This is a genomic window from Nocardia sp. NRRL S-836, from assembly GCF_001279525.1.
Taxonomy (GTDB): Bacteria; Actinomycetota; Actinomycetes; order Mycobacteriales; family Pseudonocardiaceae; genus Lentzea.
On the sequence record NZ_LGDY01000058.1, the window covers coordinates 128,046 to 144,915 of the forward strand.

Consider the following 16,870-nt stretch of genomic DNA (forward strand, 5'->3'; position numbering starts at 1 on the left):
TCGTGATATGTTCAGCGCACTGAGCAACCGGGGAGGGATCGCGGTGGCCCGATATCTGTTGCGCGTCAACGGTGAACGGCACGAGGTCGACGTCGAGGACGACACTCCCCTGCTGTGGGTGTTGCGCGACGAACTGGGCCTGACGGGGGTCAAGTACGGGTGCGGGGTCGGCCTGTGCGGCGCCTGCACGTCCCATGTGGACGGTCAGGCCGCGCGACCGTGCGTGCGCACCGCGGCCGACTCCGCGAAAGCACGGATCACGACGATCGAGGGGCTCTCCCGCGACGGGAACCACCCCGTGCAACGGGCGTGGCGCGAGCTCGACGTCGCCCAGTGCGGCTACTGCCAGCCCGGCCAGGTCATGGCCGCGGCGGCGTTGCTGGCCCGTGATCCCGATCCCGACGACGCGGCGATCGAGGAAGCGTTGCGCGACAACGTGTGCCGCTGCGGCAGCTACCCGCGCATCCGGGCGGCGGTGCGCCGGGCGAGCCGGATCATCCGCGAGGAGGAGCGGTGATCAGCAGGCGGACGTTGCTGCGTGGCGCGGGAGCGGGCGCACTGGTCGTGGCGGTGCCGGTGCCCGCGCTCGCCGAGCAGGACGCGTCCGGCCTGGCGCCCAACGTCTTCGTTCGGCTCGACGGCTCGGGCCGGATCACCGCGACGGTGCCCCGGCCGGACACCGGTCAGGGCGTGCGCACGGTCGTCGCGCTCATGGTCGCCGAGGAGCTCGCGGTCGGCACGGACGACGTCACGCTGGAGCAGGCCCACGGTGACACGGAACGCTTCGGCTCCCAGGCGGTGGCCAACTCGTCCTCGGTGCGGCAGCTCGCCACCCCGATCCGCACCGCCGCCGCGACCGCGCGCTGCCTGCTCGTCACCGCCGCGGCGCAGCGGTGGAACGTCCCGGTCGCCGAGTGCACCGCGGAGAACGGCGCGGTGCGCCACCCGCGCCGGGGCCGGGTGGCCTACCGGGCGCTCGTGCGGGCCGCGGCCGCGCTCGACCCCGCCACCGTGCCGGTCGAGCTGACGCCACCGGAACGCTGGCGGCTGCTGGGCAAGACCCGCGGCGGCCGGGTGGACGCCCGCGACATCGTCACCGGCCGCACTCGGTACGGCATCGACTCCCGGCCTCCCGGCGGGCTCGTCGCGGTCGTGGCCCGGCCGCCGTGGCTCGGCGCGGTGCCCGACACCATCGACGACACGGCGGCCCGCACGCTGCCGGGTGTGGTCGACGTCCTGCCGCTCACCGCGCCCGCGGAGGGCCAGGGCGGCGTCGCGGTCATCGCCAGGTCGACGCACCAGGCGTTGCGCGGCCGGGACGCGCTGCGGATCGCCTGGCGCGACGGCACTCCCGCCGCGGACAGCCGCGCGTGGCTCGCCGACCTGGAGGCCGCGCTGCCCGCGCGGAGCCCGATCGACGGCGTGCAGCGCGTCTTCCGGATGCCGTTGCTCGCCCACGCGCCGATGGAACCGATGAACGCCACCGCGCACCTCCGGCCGGACGGGCTCACGGTGTGGGCGCCGACGCAGGACCCCGGCGGGCTGCGCACCCAGCTGGCCCGTCAGCTCGGCCTCCCGGTGGCGAGCGTGCGGGTGGAGCCGACGGCGTCCGGCGGTGCGTTCGGGCGGCGCATCGAGCCCGACCCGGTGCTCGAAGCGGTGGCCTGCTCACGGCGCGCGGGGGCGCCGGTGCAGGTGCTGTGGACCCGTGCCGACGACATGCGCCACGACTCCTACCGGCCGATGTCCGTGCACCGGCTGACCGCGCAGGTCGGCGCCGACGGCATGCCCACGCGGCGTTCGCACGAGGTCGTCACGTGGCCGCTGTCGGTGCTGCCGGCGTTCGGCAACCCGGCGTTGATCAAGGCGAGCGGCGACCACTTCCCGTACACCGTGCCCGGCGACGTCACGGTCACCGTGCGGCCCGCGCCGCTGCGCACCGGGTTCTGGCGGGCGGTCTACGCCGGGCAGTTCCTGTACGCCGAGGAGAACTTCCTCAGCGAGCTCGGCACCCGTGGGGGCCTCGACCAGATCGCGTTGCGCCGGTCGCTGCTGCCGGCGGGGTCACGGCTGCACCGGGTGCTCGACACCGTTGCCGACCAGGCGCGGTGGAGCACGCCACCCGCAGCGGGCACCGCACGGGGTGTGGCCTGCCACGAGGACTACGGCTCGGCGATCGCGGTGGTCGCCGTCGCCGAACCGGCTTCGCACCGGGTGCTGCGGGTGCACGCCGCGGTCGACGTCGGCGTGGCGCTGCACCCATCCGGCGTCCGCGCCCAGGTCGAGGGGTGCGTGGTGGACGCGGTGTCCACTGTGCTCGGTGCGCAGATCACCGTGCGGGAGGGCCGGGTCGCGGAGTCGTCGTTCGGCGACTACCGGTGGGCGCGGATCGGGCAGACACCCGACGTCGACGTCGCGGTCGTGCAGACCAACGCCCCGCTCGGCGGTCTCGGCGAGCTCGCCTACCCGCCGGCGGCCGCAGCGATCTCCGCGGCACTCGCGGGTGGCAGCCCCGTGACCGGCCTGCCCTTCGGGACCGACGTGGGCTGATCGGGCGGATCTGGGATGATGGGGCCGTGGCCGAGGGAGACGAGCTGGCGGTGGCGCACCGCCCGGACCAGGTGGGCGCGGACGTGGCCTCCTGGCCGACCGGCAGGCTCCTGTCGGTCGCGGCCCGCGTCGTCGAGAAGCGGTTCGACGACTTCCTGGCCGGTCGCGGCCTCACGCACGCCGGGATGATCACGTTGCACCACCTCGCGGACGGTCCGCGGTCGCAACGCGAGCTGGCCGTGCTGTGCCGGGTCACCGACCAGACCATGAGCCGCACCATCGAGCACCTCGACCGCGGCGGCCACGTCGTGCGCAGCCAGGACCCGCAGGACCGCAGGCGGACGTCGGTGAAGATCACCCCGGCCGGTCGCCGCGCACTGGCCGCCGCACGCCGCGAGGAACGCGAGTCGGACGCGCTGCTGGGCGCGGTGGACGACTACGAGCACTTCCGGCGACAGCTGATCGCACTGATCGCGGCGGCCAGCTCGCCCACCGCGGACTAGTCCGTGCGCTCCACGGCCGAATTCGGCGCGAAACTTCTTGCAACGCTTCCCGGTGCGCCCCGCCGCCTGGTACGACCAGTGCAGAACCCCTGCGGCAAGGAGACAACGTGGTTTCCTCGGCTCTTCGCGTCCTGCTCACGGCCGTCCTGACCGTAGCGCTGTGCTCGCCCGTGCAAGGTCTTGCGGCACCGCCGGGCACCAGGGACGTCACCGTCACCTTGTTCCAATGGCCGTTCGCCCGCGTGGCGTCGGAGTGCACCACCGTGCTGGGCCCCAAGGGCTACGGGTACGTGGAGGTCTCCCCCGCCACCGAGCACGTCCAGGGTCCCCAGTGGTGGACCTCCTACCAGCCGGTCAGCTACCGGATCGCGGGCCGCCTCGGTGACGAGACCGCGTTCCGGAACATGGTCACGGCCTGCCACAACGCGGGCGTCAAGGTGATCGCCGACGCGGTGATCAACCACATGAGCGCGGGCTCCGGCACCGGCACCGGCGGCACCGGCTACTCGAAGTACAACTACCCCGGCGTGTACAGCGACTGGGACTTCCACCCGTGCCGCTCGGCGATCAGCAACTACCAGGACCGCTACAACGTCCAGAACTGCGAGCTCGTCAACCTGTCCGACCTGGACACCGGCAGCGAGTACGTGCGCGGTGCGATCGCCGGCTACCTGAACCGGCTGACCGGCATGGGCGTCGACGGGTTCCGCGTCGACGCGGCCAAGCACATCGCGGCCGCCGACCTGAGCGCCATCAAGGCGAAGCTCACCAACCCGAACGTCTTCTGGGTGCACGAGGTGATCTACGGCGCGGGCGAGGCGGTGCAGCCGGGCGAGTACACCGGGTCCGGTGACGTCGACGAGTTCCGCTACGCCTACGACCTCAAGCGGATCTTCGGCAACGAGAACCTGGCGTACCTGCGGACCTTCGGCCAGTCGTGGGGTTTCCTGCCCAGCGGCCAGGCGCGGTCGTTCGTGGACAACTGGGACACCGAGCGCAACGGCTCGACGCTGTCCTACAAGGACGGTTCGACCTACACGCTGGCCAACGTGTTCATGCTGGCGTGGAACTACGGCGCCCCGCAGGTCTACTCCGGCTACGAGTTCAGCGACAAGGACGCGGGCGCGCCCGGCAGCTCGGTCTGCTACAGCGGCTGGAAGTGCCAGCACGCGTGGACGCAGATCGCGAACATGGTGGCGTTCCGCAACACCGTCGCCGGCACCGACGTGAACAACTGGTGGGACAACGGCTACGACGCCATCGCGTTCGGTCGTGGCAACAAGGGGTACGTGGCGATCAACCGGGAGACGTTCCCGGTCACGCACACGTTCCAGACCGCCCTGCCCGCCGGGAGCTACTGCAACGTGCAGGAGAACGGCTGCGTGCGCGTGAACGTGGACTCGAACGGCCGGTTCACCGCGACGCTCGGCGCGGGCACGGCGCTCGCACTGCACGTCAACGCGAGGTAGGCGCCGAGATGAGGTGGTGCCCGCCGCGGGAGCCTCGGCCGCGGCGGGCACCCCTCACGACCCGCAGGACTCCCTGACCACCAACCGGGTCGGCAGGACGGTGGGCTCCTCGCGGCCCCCGCCGGTGATCATGGCCATGATCGCCTTGGCCGCCGCGACGCCGAAGCCCGGCTTGTCCTGGGCCACCGTGGTCAGCGCCGGTTCGACCACGGCGGCGACCTCGATGTCGTCGAACCCGACCAGCGCCAGGTCCCGCGGCACCCGCAGGCCCGCGGCACGGGCGGCGAGCAGCGCGCCGACCGCCATCTCGTCGCTGGCCGCGAACACCGCCGTGGGTGGTTCGTCGAGCGCCAGAAGTCGTTGCATGGCAGCGGTTCCGCTGGCCCGGTAGAAGTCGCCGGCGACGACGTAGTCCTCGCGCACCGGCAGACCGGCGTCCCGCAGGCCCAGGCGGTAGCCGGCGACCCGGGCCGTGGCGGGCTGGTTGGTCCGCGGGCCGGTGATCGTGGCGATCCGGGTGTGGCCGAGCCCGGCTAGGTGGCCCGTGGCCATCCGCGCGCCGCCCGCGTTGTCCGACGTCACGTACGTCGCTTTGGGACCGTCGACGGCCACGTCCACCGCCACGCACGGAACCCCCGACTGCGCGAAGGCCTCGAACGCCGCCGCGTCGGAGCCGCTGTCGATCAGGACCAGGCCACCGAGGTGGTGGCGGCGGGTCATGTTCACGTACCCGACCGGGTCCGCGAGCGACGCGCCGACCTCGCGGGCGTCGCCGCTGGTCGCCAGCATCAGCAGGTGGTAGCCGTGCGCGCTGAGCGCGGACTTCAACCCGATCAGCAGGTCCTGCAGGTACGGGTGCCGCCAGCCGGGCCTGCGATGGTCGGTGTCCCAGACCAGCCCGATCATCGTGGACTGCTTCGTCGACAGCGCCCGCGCGGACTCGTTCGGTTGGTAGCCCAGCTCTTTCGCGACCCGCAGCACCCGTGCACGCGTTTCCTCGTTGACCGTTTCCGGCTGGTTGAAGACGCGCGACACCGTCGCCACGGACACCCCGCAGAGCTGGGCGATCTCACGCCCGGTCGCCATCGGCCCCTCCGTTTCACCGTAAGCGGTTACATCACGGTACGAGCAGTGCTTTCCCTAGTCAAACGGGTGTCGAAGTTGATCTGTTTATTGTTTTGTAACTTGACGTCCACCGCGTAACCCCGCTGTCATAGGCGCCACACATCTTCGGCCGGCAGTTCCGCACAACGCCGGTTCAGCGCACCCGGACCACTTTTCTCTTCAGCGCGCCCAAAATTCGACGGAGGCCCTGTAAATGCGCCCCAAAGCACTCGCCCTCGGCTGTGCCGTGCTGGCGACCGCCGTGGTGCTCAGCGGTTGCGGCAGCAGCACCGCGGGCGGCGGCAAGACCAAGCTGACCATCGGCCTGTTCGGCAACTTCGGTTACGCCGAGCTGCTCAAGGAGTACGCGAGCACGCACCCGGACGTCGAGATCAGCGACCGCACCGCGTCCTACTCCGACCACCACAAGAACCTCGCCGCGCACCTCGCCACCAACAGCGGGGCGGCGGACATCGAGGCGGTCGACACCGGCTACGTCAACCAGTTCAAGGCCACGCCGGACAAGTTCGTCGACCTCAACACCAAGGGCGGCGACCAGCTGAAGGAACGCTGGCTGCCGTGGAAGTGGGAGGGCTCGCTCAGCAAGGACGGCAAGCAGATCGGCTACGGCACCGACATCGGCGGCCTCGCCATCTGCTACCGCCGCGACCTGCTGCAGAACGCCGGCCTGCCCGCCGACCGCGACCAGGTCGCCGCGCTGTGGCCGACCTGGCAGGACTTCATGGCCGCCGGCAAGAGGTTCCAGGAGAAGGCGCCCGAGGGCGTGAAGTGGTTCGACGGCGGCCCGACCGTGCTGAACGCGATCGTCGGCCAGGCGTCCGTCGGCTACTACGACAGGTCCGACAAGATCGTCGTCGGGGAGAACAAGGAGATCAAAGCGGCCTGGGACCTCGTGGTCGACGGCGTGCAGTCCGGTCTCTCGTCGAAGCTGCTGTACTCCACGCCCGTCTGGAACACCGGGTTCAAGCAGGGCCAGTTCGCGACCGTGACGTGCCCCGCCTGGCAGATGGCCAAGATCAAGGACCAGGCCGGTCCGGAGGCCGCGGGCAAGTGGGACGTCACGTCGGTGCCCGGCGGTGGCGGCAACTGGGGCGGCTCGTACCTCACGGTTCCCAAGTCCGGCAAGAACGTCGACAAGGCCGTCGAGCTGGCCGCGTGGCTGACCGCGCCCGAGCAGCAGGCCAAGGTGTTCAAGAGCGCCGGGCTGCTGCCGTCGATCCCGAAGCTCTACGACGACCCGTCGATCGTGGACTACAAGAACCCGTACTTCAACGACGCGCCGATCGGCAAGCTCTTCACCGACGCCGCGAAGAAGCTGAACCCGCAGTACCAGGGCCCGAAGGCCGGTGACATCCAGACCGCGATCGGCAACGCGATGCAGCGCGTCGAGCAGGGCAAGCAGAACGGCGAGGACTCGTGGCGCCAGTTCGTCGGCGACGTCCAGAAGTGACGGCCTGACATGACGGTGGTCGACCGGACGGCCAGAAGGCACCGCTGGGACACGAGGTTCGCGCCCTACGGATACGTGGCGCCGTACTTCCTGATCTTCGGTGTCTTCGGGCTGTTCCCCCTGCTCTACACGATCTGGGTCTCGCTGCAGCACCGCAACCTGCTCGACGAGGGTGGCGCGTACGTCATCTGGTTCGACAACTACGGCAAGCTGCTGGCGGACCCGTACTTCTGGAACGCCATGGGCAACACGCTCAGCCTGTGGCTGCTGACAACGGTCCCGCAGATCCTGTTCGCGTTGTTCATCGCGCAGCTGCTCAACCGCAAGGTGCGCACGCGGACGCTGTTCCGGATGGGCGTGATCCTGCCGAACATCACCTCGGTGGCGGCGGTGACGATCATCTTCGCGCAGCTGTTCGGCCGGGACTTCGGCCTGATCAACTGGGCGCTGGGCCTGTTCGGTGCCGGGCAGGTCGACTGGCAGGCCGGCACCGCCACCTCGCACATCGCGATCGCGGTGATGGTGGTGTGGCGCTGGACCGGCTACCACGCGCTGATCTTCCTGGCGTCCATGCAGGCCATCCCGTCGAACCTGTACGAGGCGGCCACGCTGGACGGGGCGAGCGGCCGGCAGCAGTTCTGGCGGATCACGGTGCCGCTGCTGCGGCCGCAGATCATCTTCTCGACGATCATCGCGACCACCGGCAACATGCGCCTGCTCGCGGAGCCGCTGCTGTTCAACCCCGGCGCGGCGGCCGCGACCGGTGGCTCCGACCGGCAGTTCCAGACCGCGGCCCTGTACCTGTACGAGCAGGGCTTCACGAACTACGACTTCGGCTACAGCTCGGCGATCGCGGTCGTGCTGGCGGTCGCCACGGTCATCGTCGCCGGTCTCGGTTACCTGGTGACCAAACGGATCCGGACGGAGTGAGGCAACCATGACCGCTGTGCTGGAGCGCCCGGCGCCGGCGCGTCCCACCGGAGGAGCGGTGCGGGCGCGCAGGCTGGCCAGGCGGGTGGCGGGGCCGTGGACCTACGCCGCCCTGATCGCCGTGCTGGCCGGGTCGGCCTTCCCGGTGTACTGGTCGTTCGTGGTGTCCTCGCAGACACCGGACGCGATCGACAGCGTGCCGCCGGTCCTGGTGCCGGGCGGCCACCTCTTCGAGAACATCGCGCGCGTCTTCGACACCACCGACTTCGCGCTGGCGCTGATGAACTCGATCATCGTGGCGGGCACGGTCACGGTGTCGGTGGTGTTCTTCTCGACGCTGGCCGGGTTCGCGTTCGCCAAGCTGCCCTTCCGCGGCCGCAACGTGTTGCTGCTGCTCATCATCGGCACGCAGGCGATCCCGACCGAGCTCGGCATCATCCCGCTGTACATGATGATGAGCGAGTTCGGGTGGGCCGGGCAGATCCACGCGGTGATCGTGCCCGGCCTGGTGACCGCGTTCGGCGTGTTCTTCATGCGCCAGTACTTCGAGCGCGCGATCCCGAACGAGCTGCTGGAGGCCGGCCGGATGGACGGCTGCCACTCGTTGCGGCTGTTCTGGCACGTGGCGCTGCCCGCGGCCCGGCCAGCCGCAGCGGTGCTGGGGCTGTTCACGTTCATGCAGGCGTGGAACGACTTCTTCTGGCCGCTCGTGGTGCTGGTGCCGGAGAACCCGACCGTGCAGACCGCACTGTCCACGTTGGCCAGTGGCTACACCACCGACTACACGCTGGTGCTGACCGCCGCGACGATCGGCACCGTTCCCGTGCTGGCCGTGTTCCTGTTGTTCGGCCGCCAGATCGTCGGCGGCATCATGTCGGGCGCCGTCAAGGGCTGACCCTCTCGCAGAGGAGAGAAGTAGTGAACTTTCCGGCCGGCTTCCGCTGGGGTGTGGCGACCTCGGCCTACCAGATCGAAGGGGCGGCGAGCACCGACGGCCGCGGACCGTCCATCTGGGACACCTTCGCGGCGGTGCCCGGTGCCGTCGCGTCCGGTGACACCGGTGCGGTGGCCGCCGACCACTACCACCGGTGGTCCGAGGACGTCGGTCTGCTCGTCGACCTGGGTGTCGACGCCTACCGCTTCTCCATCTCGTGGTCACGGGTGCTGCCCGAGGGCCGCGGGAGGGTCGAGCGGCGCGGCCTCGACTTCTACCGGCGGCTCGCCGAGGCGTTGCTGGCCAAGGGGATCGAACCGTTCGTCACGCTGTACCACTGGGACCTGCCGCAGGCGCTGGAGGACGAGGGCGGCTGGCGCAACCGCGACACCGCGGGCTGGTTCGCCGACTACAGCGCCACCGTGCACGAGGCGCTCTCCGACGTGGTGACGAAGTGGACCACGCTGAACGAGCCGTACTGCTCGGCGGTCGTGGGCTACGGCGAAGGCCGCCACGCACCCGGTGCGCGCGAGGGGCACGGCGCGCTGGCGGCCGCGCACCACCTGCTGCTGGGCCACGGCCTGGCCGTGCAGGCGATGCGCGCCGGCGGCGCGGCGGGCCAGGAGTTCGGCATCGTGCTCAACCAGTCGCCGACCGTGCCGGTGACCGGCTCCCCCGCCGACGCCGCCGCGGCCGTGCGCCAGGACGTGTTGCTGCGCAGGCAGTTCACCGACCCGTTGTTCGGCGGGGCGTACCCGGACGAGATGACGTCGATGTTCGGTGACATCACCGACTTCTCGTTCCGGCACGACGGGGACCTGGCGGTCATCGGCCAGCCGCTCGACTACGTCGGCCTGAACTACTACTACCGGCTGCACGTGGCCGACGCGCCGCACCGCGAGCCCGACCCCGCCAAGCGCACCGCGCACGACATCGGCGTGGACACGACCCGGCTCCCGGACGTTCCCCGGACCGGCATGGGCTGGCCGGTCGAACCCGCCGGCCTCACCACGGCGCTGACGGACCTCAAGGCCCGCCACCCGGAGCTGCCGCCGGTCTACGTGACGGAGAACGGCTGCGTCTACCCCGACAACGAGAACTTCGAGGACACGGACCGCATCGCGTTCTTGAAGGACCACATCGCGGCCGCGCTCACCGCTGCCGACGAGGTGGACCTGCGCGGCTACTTCTGCTGGTCGCTGCTCGACAACTTCGAGTGGGCGCACGGCTACAAGCACCGCTTCGGCCTCATCCACGTCGACTACGCGACCCAGCGCCGCACCCCGCGGGCCAGCTACCACTGGTACCGCTCGTTCATCTCCTCCGCACGCGCCGAAGAACGGTGACCGCTCAGGGACGGAGTCCCGCCGCATCCGTGCAGTAGGACCAGAACGCGACGACGTCCGCGTGCCGTTCGCCCGCGGTGGGCAGGTAGTGCGTGGGCCGCTCGCGCCGGTCGTGCCAGAAGCGACCGGCGCGAGGGGCGGGACCGGTCGCGGCCAGCCAGACGACGGTGTCCGCACCCTCCTCCGCGCTGCGCAGCAACGGCCTGGTGAGCCGGTGGAAGCCGGGCAGCGCACCGGCCACCCCCGGTGTGTCGGCCCAGCCGGGGTGCATGCCGTGCACGCCGATGCCGTCGTCGGCGTACCGCTGCGCCAGCACGGGCACGAGCGCGACCTGCATGCGTTTGGTCCTGGCGTAGGCGGTGGCGCCGCGGTACTCGCCGTCGCGGTACTCGGGGTCACCGGCCCGCAGCCGTTGCGTGTACATGCCGCCGGAGGACACCAGGACGACCCTGGCGTCCGGTGAGGCGGCCAGCAGCGAGCGGAGCAGCTCGGTCAGCAGCAACGGGCCGAGCACGTGCGTGGCGAACGTCAGCTCGTGCCCGTCGACACTCGTCGTGCGCCGCACCGGCATGACGCCCGCGTTGTGCACCAGCACGTCGATCCGTTCGAACTCCGCCAGCAGCTCGCTCGCGAAACGACGCACCGACGCCAGGCTCGACACGTCGCACAGGCGCACGAAGACCACGGCGTCGGGCACGGCGGCGACGATCTCGGCACGCGCGGCCCTGCCCTTGGCCTCGTCGCGCACCGCCAGCACGACCGCCGCACCGAGCCGTGCCAGCCCGAGCGCCGCGGCCTTGCCGAGCCCCGAACCGCCGCCGGTGACGACGACGAGCCCGCCGCGCAACGCACCCGGCTCCGGGTCGTCGGCCGGCCAGGCCCTGCGGCGCAGCCGGAACCCCCACTTCGAGTAGCCGGGCACCACGAGCCGGTCCATCGCGAGGTCGAGCACGCCGGACAGTCCGCTCACCGGTTCCTCCTCCGCTGTTGTCCGGTGTGGTTCGCAGCGCGGGGGTGTTCCGGTTCGACGGCGGTCAGGTCGGTCACACGGCGGGACCGGTTCCGGTTCAGGGCGGCGGCTCGCAGCGCGGGGTCGTGTTCCGTTCCAGGGCGGGGAGGTGGCTCCAGCGCGGGGCAAACCCTATTCGGGGCGGGGGCTCGCAGCGCGCGGCACGCGTTCCGGTTCCAGGGCGGGAGGTGGCTCCAGCGCGGGGCAAATCCGGTTCGGGGCGGTCGGGTGGCGCGGGGCGCGTTCCGGATCCGGGACGGGCACGTGGTGCGCGGCGCTGTTCCGGTTCGGTGGTGGGTCAGGCGAAGCGCAGCGGTGTGCGCGCGGGTTCGGCGAGCACTCGCGACGCCAGCCACGCCAGGCCGTCGGCCGTGGCCGCCGGGGTGCCGGTGGGCTGGACGACGTGGCTGAGCACGGTGCGGGTGACGACGTCGATGACGACGTCGACCTGCTCGGCCGTCAACGCCGGGTGGTAGGCCTCGACCCGGTCGGCGAGCATCTTCTTCACCTCGGCGAGCAGCGACTCGGCCCTGGTGGTCAGCAGCGGCACCAGCTCGGTGTCCGCGCCGTGCGTCGCGGAGGCGATCGCACGCACCAGCAGGTTGTCGCCGGCCAGTTCGAGCACGTCGCGCACGGCGTCGTGGATCGCCTCGACGAGGTTGTCCGCGTGGCGGTCGAAGGCGGCGCGGATGGCGGTGAGGAACCGGTCGAGCTCGTGGGTGAGCATGGCCTCGGCCAGCGCGTTCTTGGAGCCGACCTCGTTGTAGACGGTCTGGCGGCTGACGCCGACCTGCTCGGCGAGCCGCGCCATGGTGACGGCGGCCCAGCCGTCGCGGGCGGTCAGCTCGACCGCCGCCTCGATGATCGGCCGCCGGCGTGGGCCGCCCGCGGCCGCCGCTGGATGGCCCATGCCGTTGATCCTAGGCGCCACCCGCGCCCCGCTACCGAACGCCACCGCTTCCCACGCGGGACATTCCGCACGTCATGAGCGCACGAAAGCTCCCCGCGTGGACGAAAATGAGGTTGTGGGCGCCTGTGGGTAAACGGGCGGAGGTGCGGTGGAAGGCTGTCACGCGCTGACGCGACCCGGCGCCACGAAGTCGACCTTCTCCCGGACCCCGCAGTCCGGGCAGCACCACGAGTCGGGGATCGCCGACCACGGCGTGCCCGCCGGGAAGCCCTCGCGGGGATCGCCGGTCCGCTCGTCGTAGACGTACCCGCAGCCGGGGCACGTCCCGCCCGCCGTCGCGTCACCACGGCTGTCAGCGCCGACGACCGCGGAGTGCTCGGAGCCGCCGTACCGGGCGAGCACCGCCGCGCGCCTGCCCGGCTGGATGTTGGCCAGCCCGATGTCACCGCCGAAGTGGGCGCGCACCCGCGGGTCCATCACCCGGCGCCACAGCGGCGGGACCAGCGCCAGCAGGATCATCCCGGCGTACCCGGTCGGCAGCACCGGCGACTCGGCGAAGTCGCGCAGCGTCTGGTAGCGCCGGGTCGGGTTCGCGTGGTGGTCGCTGTGCCGTTGCAGGTGGTAGAGCAGGACGTTGGTGGCGATGTTGTTGGAGTTCCAGCTGTGGCTGGGGTCCACGCGTTCGTAGCGCCTGCGGTCCGGCGGCCCCACCCGCTGCCGCAGCATCCCGTAGTGCTCCAGGTAGTTGACGGCCTCCAGGAGCGAGAACCCGATCACCGCCTGCACGACCAGGTACGGCACGATCCCGGCGCCGAGCCACGCGATCAGCGCGCCCCACAGCACCGCGGACATCAGCCACGCGTTGAGCACGTCGTTGCCCGGGCGGAACGGGTGCCGGCCGCGGCGGGCGTACCGCTTGCGCTCCAACCGCCACGCCGACCGCAGCGAGCCGACCACGGTGCGCGGCCAGAACCGGTAGAAGCTCTCCCCCACCCGGCTGCTCGCCGGGTCCTCCGGCGTGGCGACCCGGACGTGGTGGCCGCGGTTGTGCTCGATGTAGAAGTGCCCGTAGAAGCTCTGCGCCAGCGCGATCTTGGACAGCCAGCGCTCGTGGCTCTCCTTCTTGTGCCCCAGCTCGTGCGCGGTGTTGATGCCGATGCCGCCGATGCACCCGATCGACACGGCGAGCCCGATCCTGTCCACGACGGTCAGGTCACCGCGCGCGATCAGCCAGAACGCCGCCACGAACCCCGCGTACTGGACCGGCAGGAACAGGTAGGTGATCCAGCGGTAGTAGCGGTCCCGCTCCAGCCGTTCGAGCACGTCGTCCGGCGGGTTGCCGCGGTCGAGCCCGGCGACGAGGTCGATCGCGGGCACGATCACCAGGACCACGACCGGCCCGATCCAGAACCAGCCGCCCCAGCCGGTCAGCGCGTGCAGGCCGATCGCCAGGAACGCCAGCGACGGCACGACCAGCCCGAGCAGCCACAGGTAGCGCTTGCGGTCGGTCCACAGCTCGGTCGACCCGGCGGGGACCGTCGCGTTCTTGTCGCCCATGCCACGCTCCTCGGGAGGTTGACAGAAACATAGGTGTTGTAAATCGAGTTTGACAAGAGTCGGCAACTTGTAAACCGAGTTACGTTTGCGGCCGATGCACCGATCTTGTGTGCGACGAGGGGGTGCGGCGGTGAGGTCGCGGACGGGCCGGGTCGTGGCCGGGCTGGTGCTGGTGGGTGCGGTCGTGGGGCTGGTGGTCGTGCTCCGGTCGTCCACCGAGCAGAGGTCGTGGGCCAGCGCCGAGGGGACCGTGCAGGAGCGGGTGCGGCCGGGCAAGAGCATCTCGGTCCGGGTCGAGTACCCGTTGCCGGACGGTCGCAGGGAGGTCGCGACGCTGTCGGAGAACGGACCGGCCCGCCAGCCGGGCGACCACGTGACCGTCCGCTACGACCTGCGGGACGGACGGATCATCGACGCCGCGCTGGCCGACAACGACCAGGCGCACCGGGTGGCGGGCGGCATACTGGGGGTCCTGGCGCTCGGCGCGCTGTTCGCGAACCTCATCGCCTGGGCACCGCGGCCGCGCGACTAGCGACCCGGTGGCGTCACCGGGAACCGGCCCGTCATTCGTCCACAATGGAGTCGAGCACGTCGTCGGCCAGCTCGCCCGCCCGCCGCGCCCATCCGTGGCGCAACGTGCGGAACCGCGCGGCAGCCCGGGTTCCCGGCCAGCCCTGCGGCAGCAGCACGGCCGGCAGCACCGGGTCGCGGCGGATCAGCAGCAGCCACTCCGCGCCCAGCAGGACCCGCCGGGCGAGGTCGTCGAGGTGCTCGAACGCGCCGTCGGCCCACCGCCGCAGGAAGTCCTCGTAGCCGGCGGCGATCGCGGGCAGGTCCCAGGCCTCCGCGGCGATGCGGGTGGGATCGGTCCACATGAACGCCTCCGCGCGGAACACCTCGGCCCGGTCGAGCAGGTCGAGCTCCGCGAGCGTCGCCGAGACGTCCGCCGCCGAGGTCGAGACCCACAGGCCGCTGCGCAACGGCCCGAACCCGAACCAGCCCAGCCGGGTGCGCAGCGCGTGCCGGTCGGCGCGACGGCTCTCCGGGACCGAGAACGCGAGCAGCGTCCACCGGCCGTCCCAGTGCCGGTCGACGACCTCGCCGTCGAGCTTGCGCTGACCGTCGCGCAGCACCGCCGTGCCGTGCGCGGTCAGCCCGAGGAACGCCTGACGGCCCCGCCGCACCGTGCGCAGCAGGCCGCGGCGGCCCATCCGGCTCAGCGCCGTCCTGGTCGCGTGCTCACCGATGCCGAGCCGGCCGAGCGCGGCGACGACACCGACCGTCGACACGGCGACGCCCCGGTCGAGCACGTGGTCGCCGAACAGGGCGAGCAACGCGGTCTCCGGCCGCACGGCGGATCCCGCCACGCCGCCGTCCGGAGGAGTCACCGCTGCCGACATGCGTCACGCCCTCTCACCCGGACCCGCCATCGCAAGAACCTTATTCGTCGAACGCCTCACGCGTTTGTTCGTCAAAAGATTGACGGCCGTCACGGATCTGAATACCTTCGGGAACCCCTGGGGGAGTCCGGAATCCTTGACCGGAGGTCGACGATGACCACACGCGGAACCGTTCTCACGACACTCGTCAGCATCCTGATCGCCGTCGCCGGCGTCCTGCTCGCACCGCAGGCGTCCGCCGCGTCACTGGTGGAGGTGACCGCCTTCGGCGACAACCCCGGCCGGATGCGCATGCACGTCTACGTGCCCGACAACCGGCCCGCCAAGCCCGCCATCGTGGTGGCGATGCACGGCTGCGGCGGCTCGGGCCCCGGCTTCTACTCCGGCAGCGAGTTCGCCTCGCTCGCCGACCGCCACGGGTTCGTCGTCATCTACCCGAGCGCCCAGCAGGAGGCCGGTTTCGGCAAGTGCTTCGACACCTGGTCCGACGCGGCGAAACGGCGCGGCGGCGGCAGCGACCCCGTCTCGATCGTGTCGATGGTGACCTACGTCGAGCAGCGCTACGGCGGCGACCCGGCACGGGTGTTCGCCACCGGCTCGTCGTCCGGCGGCATGATGACGAACGAGATGCTCGCGCTCTACCCGGACGTGTTCAAGGCGGGCGCGGCGTTCATGGGCGTGCCGTTCAACTGCTTCGCAGGCGCCGCCGACTACCCGCCCGGCGCCAGCAAGTGCACCGGCGGCAGCATGAACCGCACCCCGCAGCAGTGGGGTGACGCCGTCCGGCAGGCCTACCCCGGCTACACCGGCCCGCGCCCGCGGGTGCAGCTGTGGCACGGCACGGCCGACAACCTCGTGCCGTACTCGTTGCTGCAGGAGGAAATCGAGCAGTGGACCAACGTGTTCGGCCTGAGCCAGACACCGACGTCCACCGACACGCCGCGGCCCGGCTGGAACCGCAGCCGCTACTCCGACAAGGTCGAGGCCTACAGCATCCAGGGCGCCGGCCACACCCTCCCCTCGGCCGGGATGGCCGCGGCCGCACTGGAGTTCTTCGGCATCACCGGCACCGGCGAGCCGAACCCGACGCCGGGCACGTGCGCCGTCAAGGCCACCGTGAACGCCTGGAACAACGGCCTGACCGAGCAGATCTCCATCACCAACACCGGAACCGCGCCGATCAACGGCTGGTCGCTCGCCTTCACGCTGCCTGGCGGGCAGGCCATCACGGCCGGGTGGAACGCCACCTACTCGGTTGCCGATGGGAAGGTGACGGCGCGGAATGTGGGACACAACGCTGTGATCGTGCCGAATGGGTCTGTTGGTGTTGGGTTTCAGGCAACGCATGCGGGTGATGCGGGGGCTGCGTCGGGGTTTGTGCTCAACGGGATGAGCTGCTCCGTCGGGTGATCACGGGTTGTGGTCCCGGCGCACCTCGCGTGCCGGGGCCGCGATCGTCTGCTTGGGGTTGGGCGGGCACGTTTGTCTGTCGCCTTGGGTGTGGGGTTGGGTTGGGTCCGTTTGTGTGTCGCCTTGGCACCGGGGTTGGGTTGCGTCCGTGAGCGATCACCTTGACACCGTGGTTGGGCAGGCAGGGACGACGTTGTGGGGTCATCGCCGCTTCGCGACGATCGCGATTGGGGCTTGACTTCGAGCCTCTAACGGGGCGATGAGTCGGCCTTCAAAA

15 protein-coding genes are annotated in these 16,870 nt (G+C 71.1%); 10 read left to right on the forward strand and 5 right to left on the reverse strand.

The window, feature by feature from the left end:
• Positions 1-43 precede the first annotated feature (43 nt).
• The 4 genes from ADL03_RS07390 to ADL03_RS07405 all read left to right on the forward strand — a co-directional run bounded on the left by ADL03_RS07390 (position 44) and on the right by ADL03_RS07405 (position 4,522).
• Entirely contained in the window at positions 44-517 is a 474-nt protein-coding gene (locus ADL03_RS07390; protein ID WP_053732686.1) for a (2Fe-2S)-binding protein, read from the forward strand.
• A complete protein-coding gene (locus ADL03_RS07395) occupies positions 514-2,550 on the forward strand; it encodes a xanthine dehydrogenase family protein molybdopterin-binding subunit (protein ID WP_053732601.1) in 2,037 nt (678 codons plus the stop codon). The genes ADL03_RS07390 and ADL03_RS07395 overlap by 4 nt, the downstream gene beginning before the upstream one ends.
• A gap of 26 nt (positions 2,551-2,576) precedes the next feature.
• Complete coding sequence (locus tag ADL03_RS07400) at positions 2,577-3,053, forward strand: MarR family winged helix-turn-helix transcriptional regulator (RefSeq protein WP_231641603.1); 477 nt, start codon at positions 2,577-2,579, stop codon at positions 3,051-3,053.
• 107 nt (positions 3,054-3,160) lie between these two features.
• Positions 3,161-4,522: an alpha-amylase family protein gene (locus ADL03_RS07405; protein WP_082372954.1), complete on the forward strand. Its 1,362-nt coding sequence runs from the start codon at positions 3,161-3,163 to the stop codon at positions 4,520-4,522.
• A gap of 54 nt (positions 4,523-4,576) precedes the next feature.
• Here the strand turns inward: ADL03_RS07405 and ADL03_RS07410 are convergent, their stop codons facing one another.
• On the reverse strand, positions 4,577-5,608 hold the full coding sequence (locus ADL03_RS07410) for a LacI family DNA-binding transcriptional regulator (protein ID WP_053732602.1): 1,032 nt from the start codon (positions 5,606-5,608) through the stop codon (positions 4,577-4,579).
• 232 nt (positions 5,609-5,840) lie between these two features.
• Between ADL03_RS07410 and ADL03_RS07415 the strand changes: the two genes are divergently transcribed.
• The 4 genes from ADL03_RS07415 to ADL03_RS07430 are packed head-to-tail and all read left to right on the forward strand — an operon-like array spanning position 5,841 to position 10,307.
• On the forward strand, positions 5,841-7,097 hold the full coding sequence (locus ADL03_RS07415) for an ABC transporter substrate-binding protein (protein WP_053732603.1): 1,257 nt from the start codon (positions 5,841-5,843) through the stop codon (positions 7,095-7,097).
• 9 nt (positions 7,098-7,106) lie between these two features.
• Positions 7,107-8,027 (forward strand): carbohydrate ABC transporter permease, encoded by a 921-nt coding sequence (locus tag ADL03_RS07420; protein WP_053732604.1) that lies wholly within the window; start codon positions 7,107-7,109, stop codon positions 8,025-8,027.
• A gap of 7 nt (positions 8,028-8,034) precedes the next feature.
• Complete coding sequence (locus ADL03_RS07425) at positions 8,035-8,922, forward strand: carbohydrate ABC transporter permease (RefSeq protein WP_053732605.1); 888 nt, start codon at positions 8,035-8,037, stop codon at positions 8,920-8,922.
• 23 nt (positions 8,923-8,945) lie between these two features.
• A complete protein-coding gene (locus ADL03_RS07430; protein WP_053732606.1) occupies positions 8,946-10,307 on the forward strand; it encodes a GH1 family beta-glucosidase in 1,362 nt (453 codons plus the stop codon).
• A 4-nt stretch (positions 10,308-10,311) separates the two neighbouring features.
• Here the strand turns inward: ADL03_RS07430 and ADL03_RS07435 are convergent, their stop codons facing one another.
• The 3 genes from ADL03_RS07435 to ADL03_RS07445 form a co-directional block, all read right to left on the reverse strand.
• Positions 10,312-11,244, reverse strand: a complete 933-nt coding sequence (locus tag ADL03_RS07435; protein ID WP_053732689.1) for an SDR family NAD(P)-dependent oxidoreductase — start codon at positions 11,242-11,244, stop codon at positions 10,312-10,314.
• Between the two features lie 370 nt (positions 11,245-11,614).
• Positions 11,615-12,226: a TetR/AcrR family transcriptional regulator gene (locus ADL03_RS07440; protein ID WP_053732607.1), complete on the reverse strand. Its 612-nt coding sequence runs from the start codon at positions 12,224-12,226 to the stop codon at positions 11,615-11,617.
• A 159-nt stretch (positions 12,227-12,385) separates the two neighbouring features.
• Positions 12,386-13,783 (reverse strand): fatty acid desaturase, encoded by a 1,398-nt coding sequence (locus tag ADL03_RS07445; protein ID WP_053732608.1) that lies wholly within the window; start codon positions 13,781-13,783, stop codon positions 12,386-12,388.
• 130 nt (positions 13,784-13,913) lie between these two features.
• Between ADL03_RS07445 and ADL03_RS07450 the strand changes: the two genes are divergently transcribed.
• Positions 13,914-14,315 (forward strand): DUF3592 domain-containing protein, encoded by a 402-nt coding sequence (locus ADL03_RS07450; protein ID WP_053732609.1) that lies wholly within the window; start codon positions 13,914-13,916, stop codon positions 14,313-14,315.
• A 31-nt stretch (positions 14,316-14,346) separates the two neighbouring features.
• On the opposite strand, the gene ADL03_RS07455 is transcribed toward ADL03_RS07450, so the two are convergent.
• Positions 14,347-15,183, reverse strand: coding sequence for a PaaX family transcriptional regulator C-terminal domain-containing protein (locus tag ADL03_RS07455; RefSeq protein ID WP_082372955.1), 837 nt, complete (start codon positions 15,181-15,183; stop codon positions 14,347-14,349).
• A 153-nt stretch (positions 15,184-15,336) separates the two neighbouring features.
• Here ADL03_RS07455 and ADL03_RS07460 point away from each other — a divergent pair, with 153 nt between their 5' ends.
• Positions 15,337-16,593, forward strand: a complete 1,257-nt coding sequence (locus ADL03_RS07460; RefSeq protein ID WP_053732610.1) for a PHB depolymerase family esterase — start codon at positions 15,337-15,339, stop codon at positions 16,591-16,593.
• Positions 16,594-16,870 lie beyond the last annotated feature (277 nt).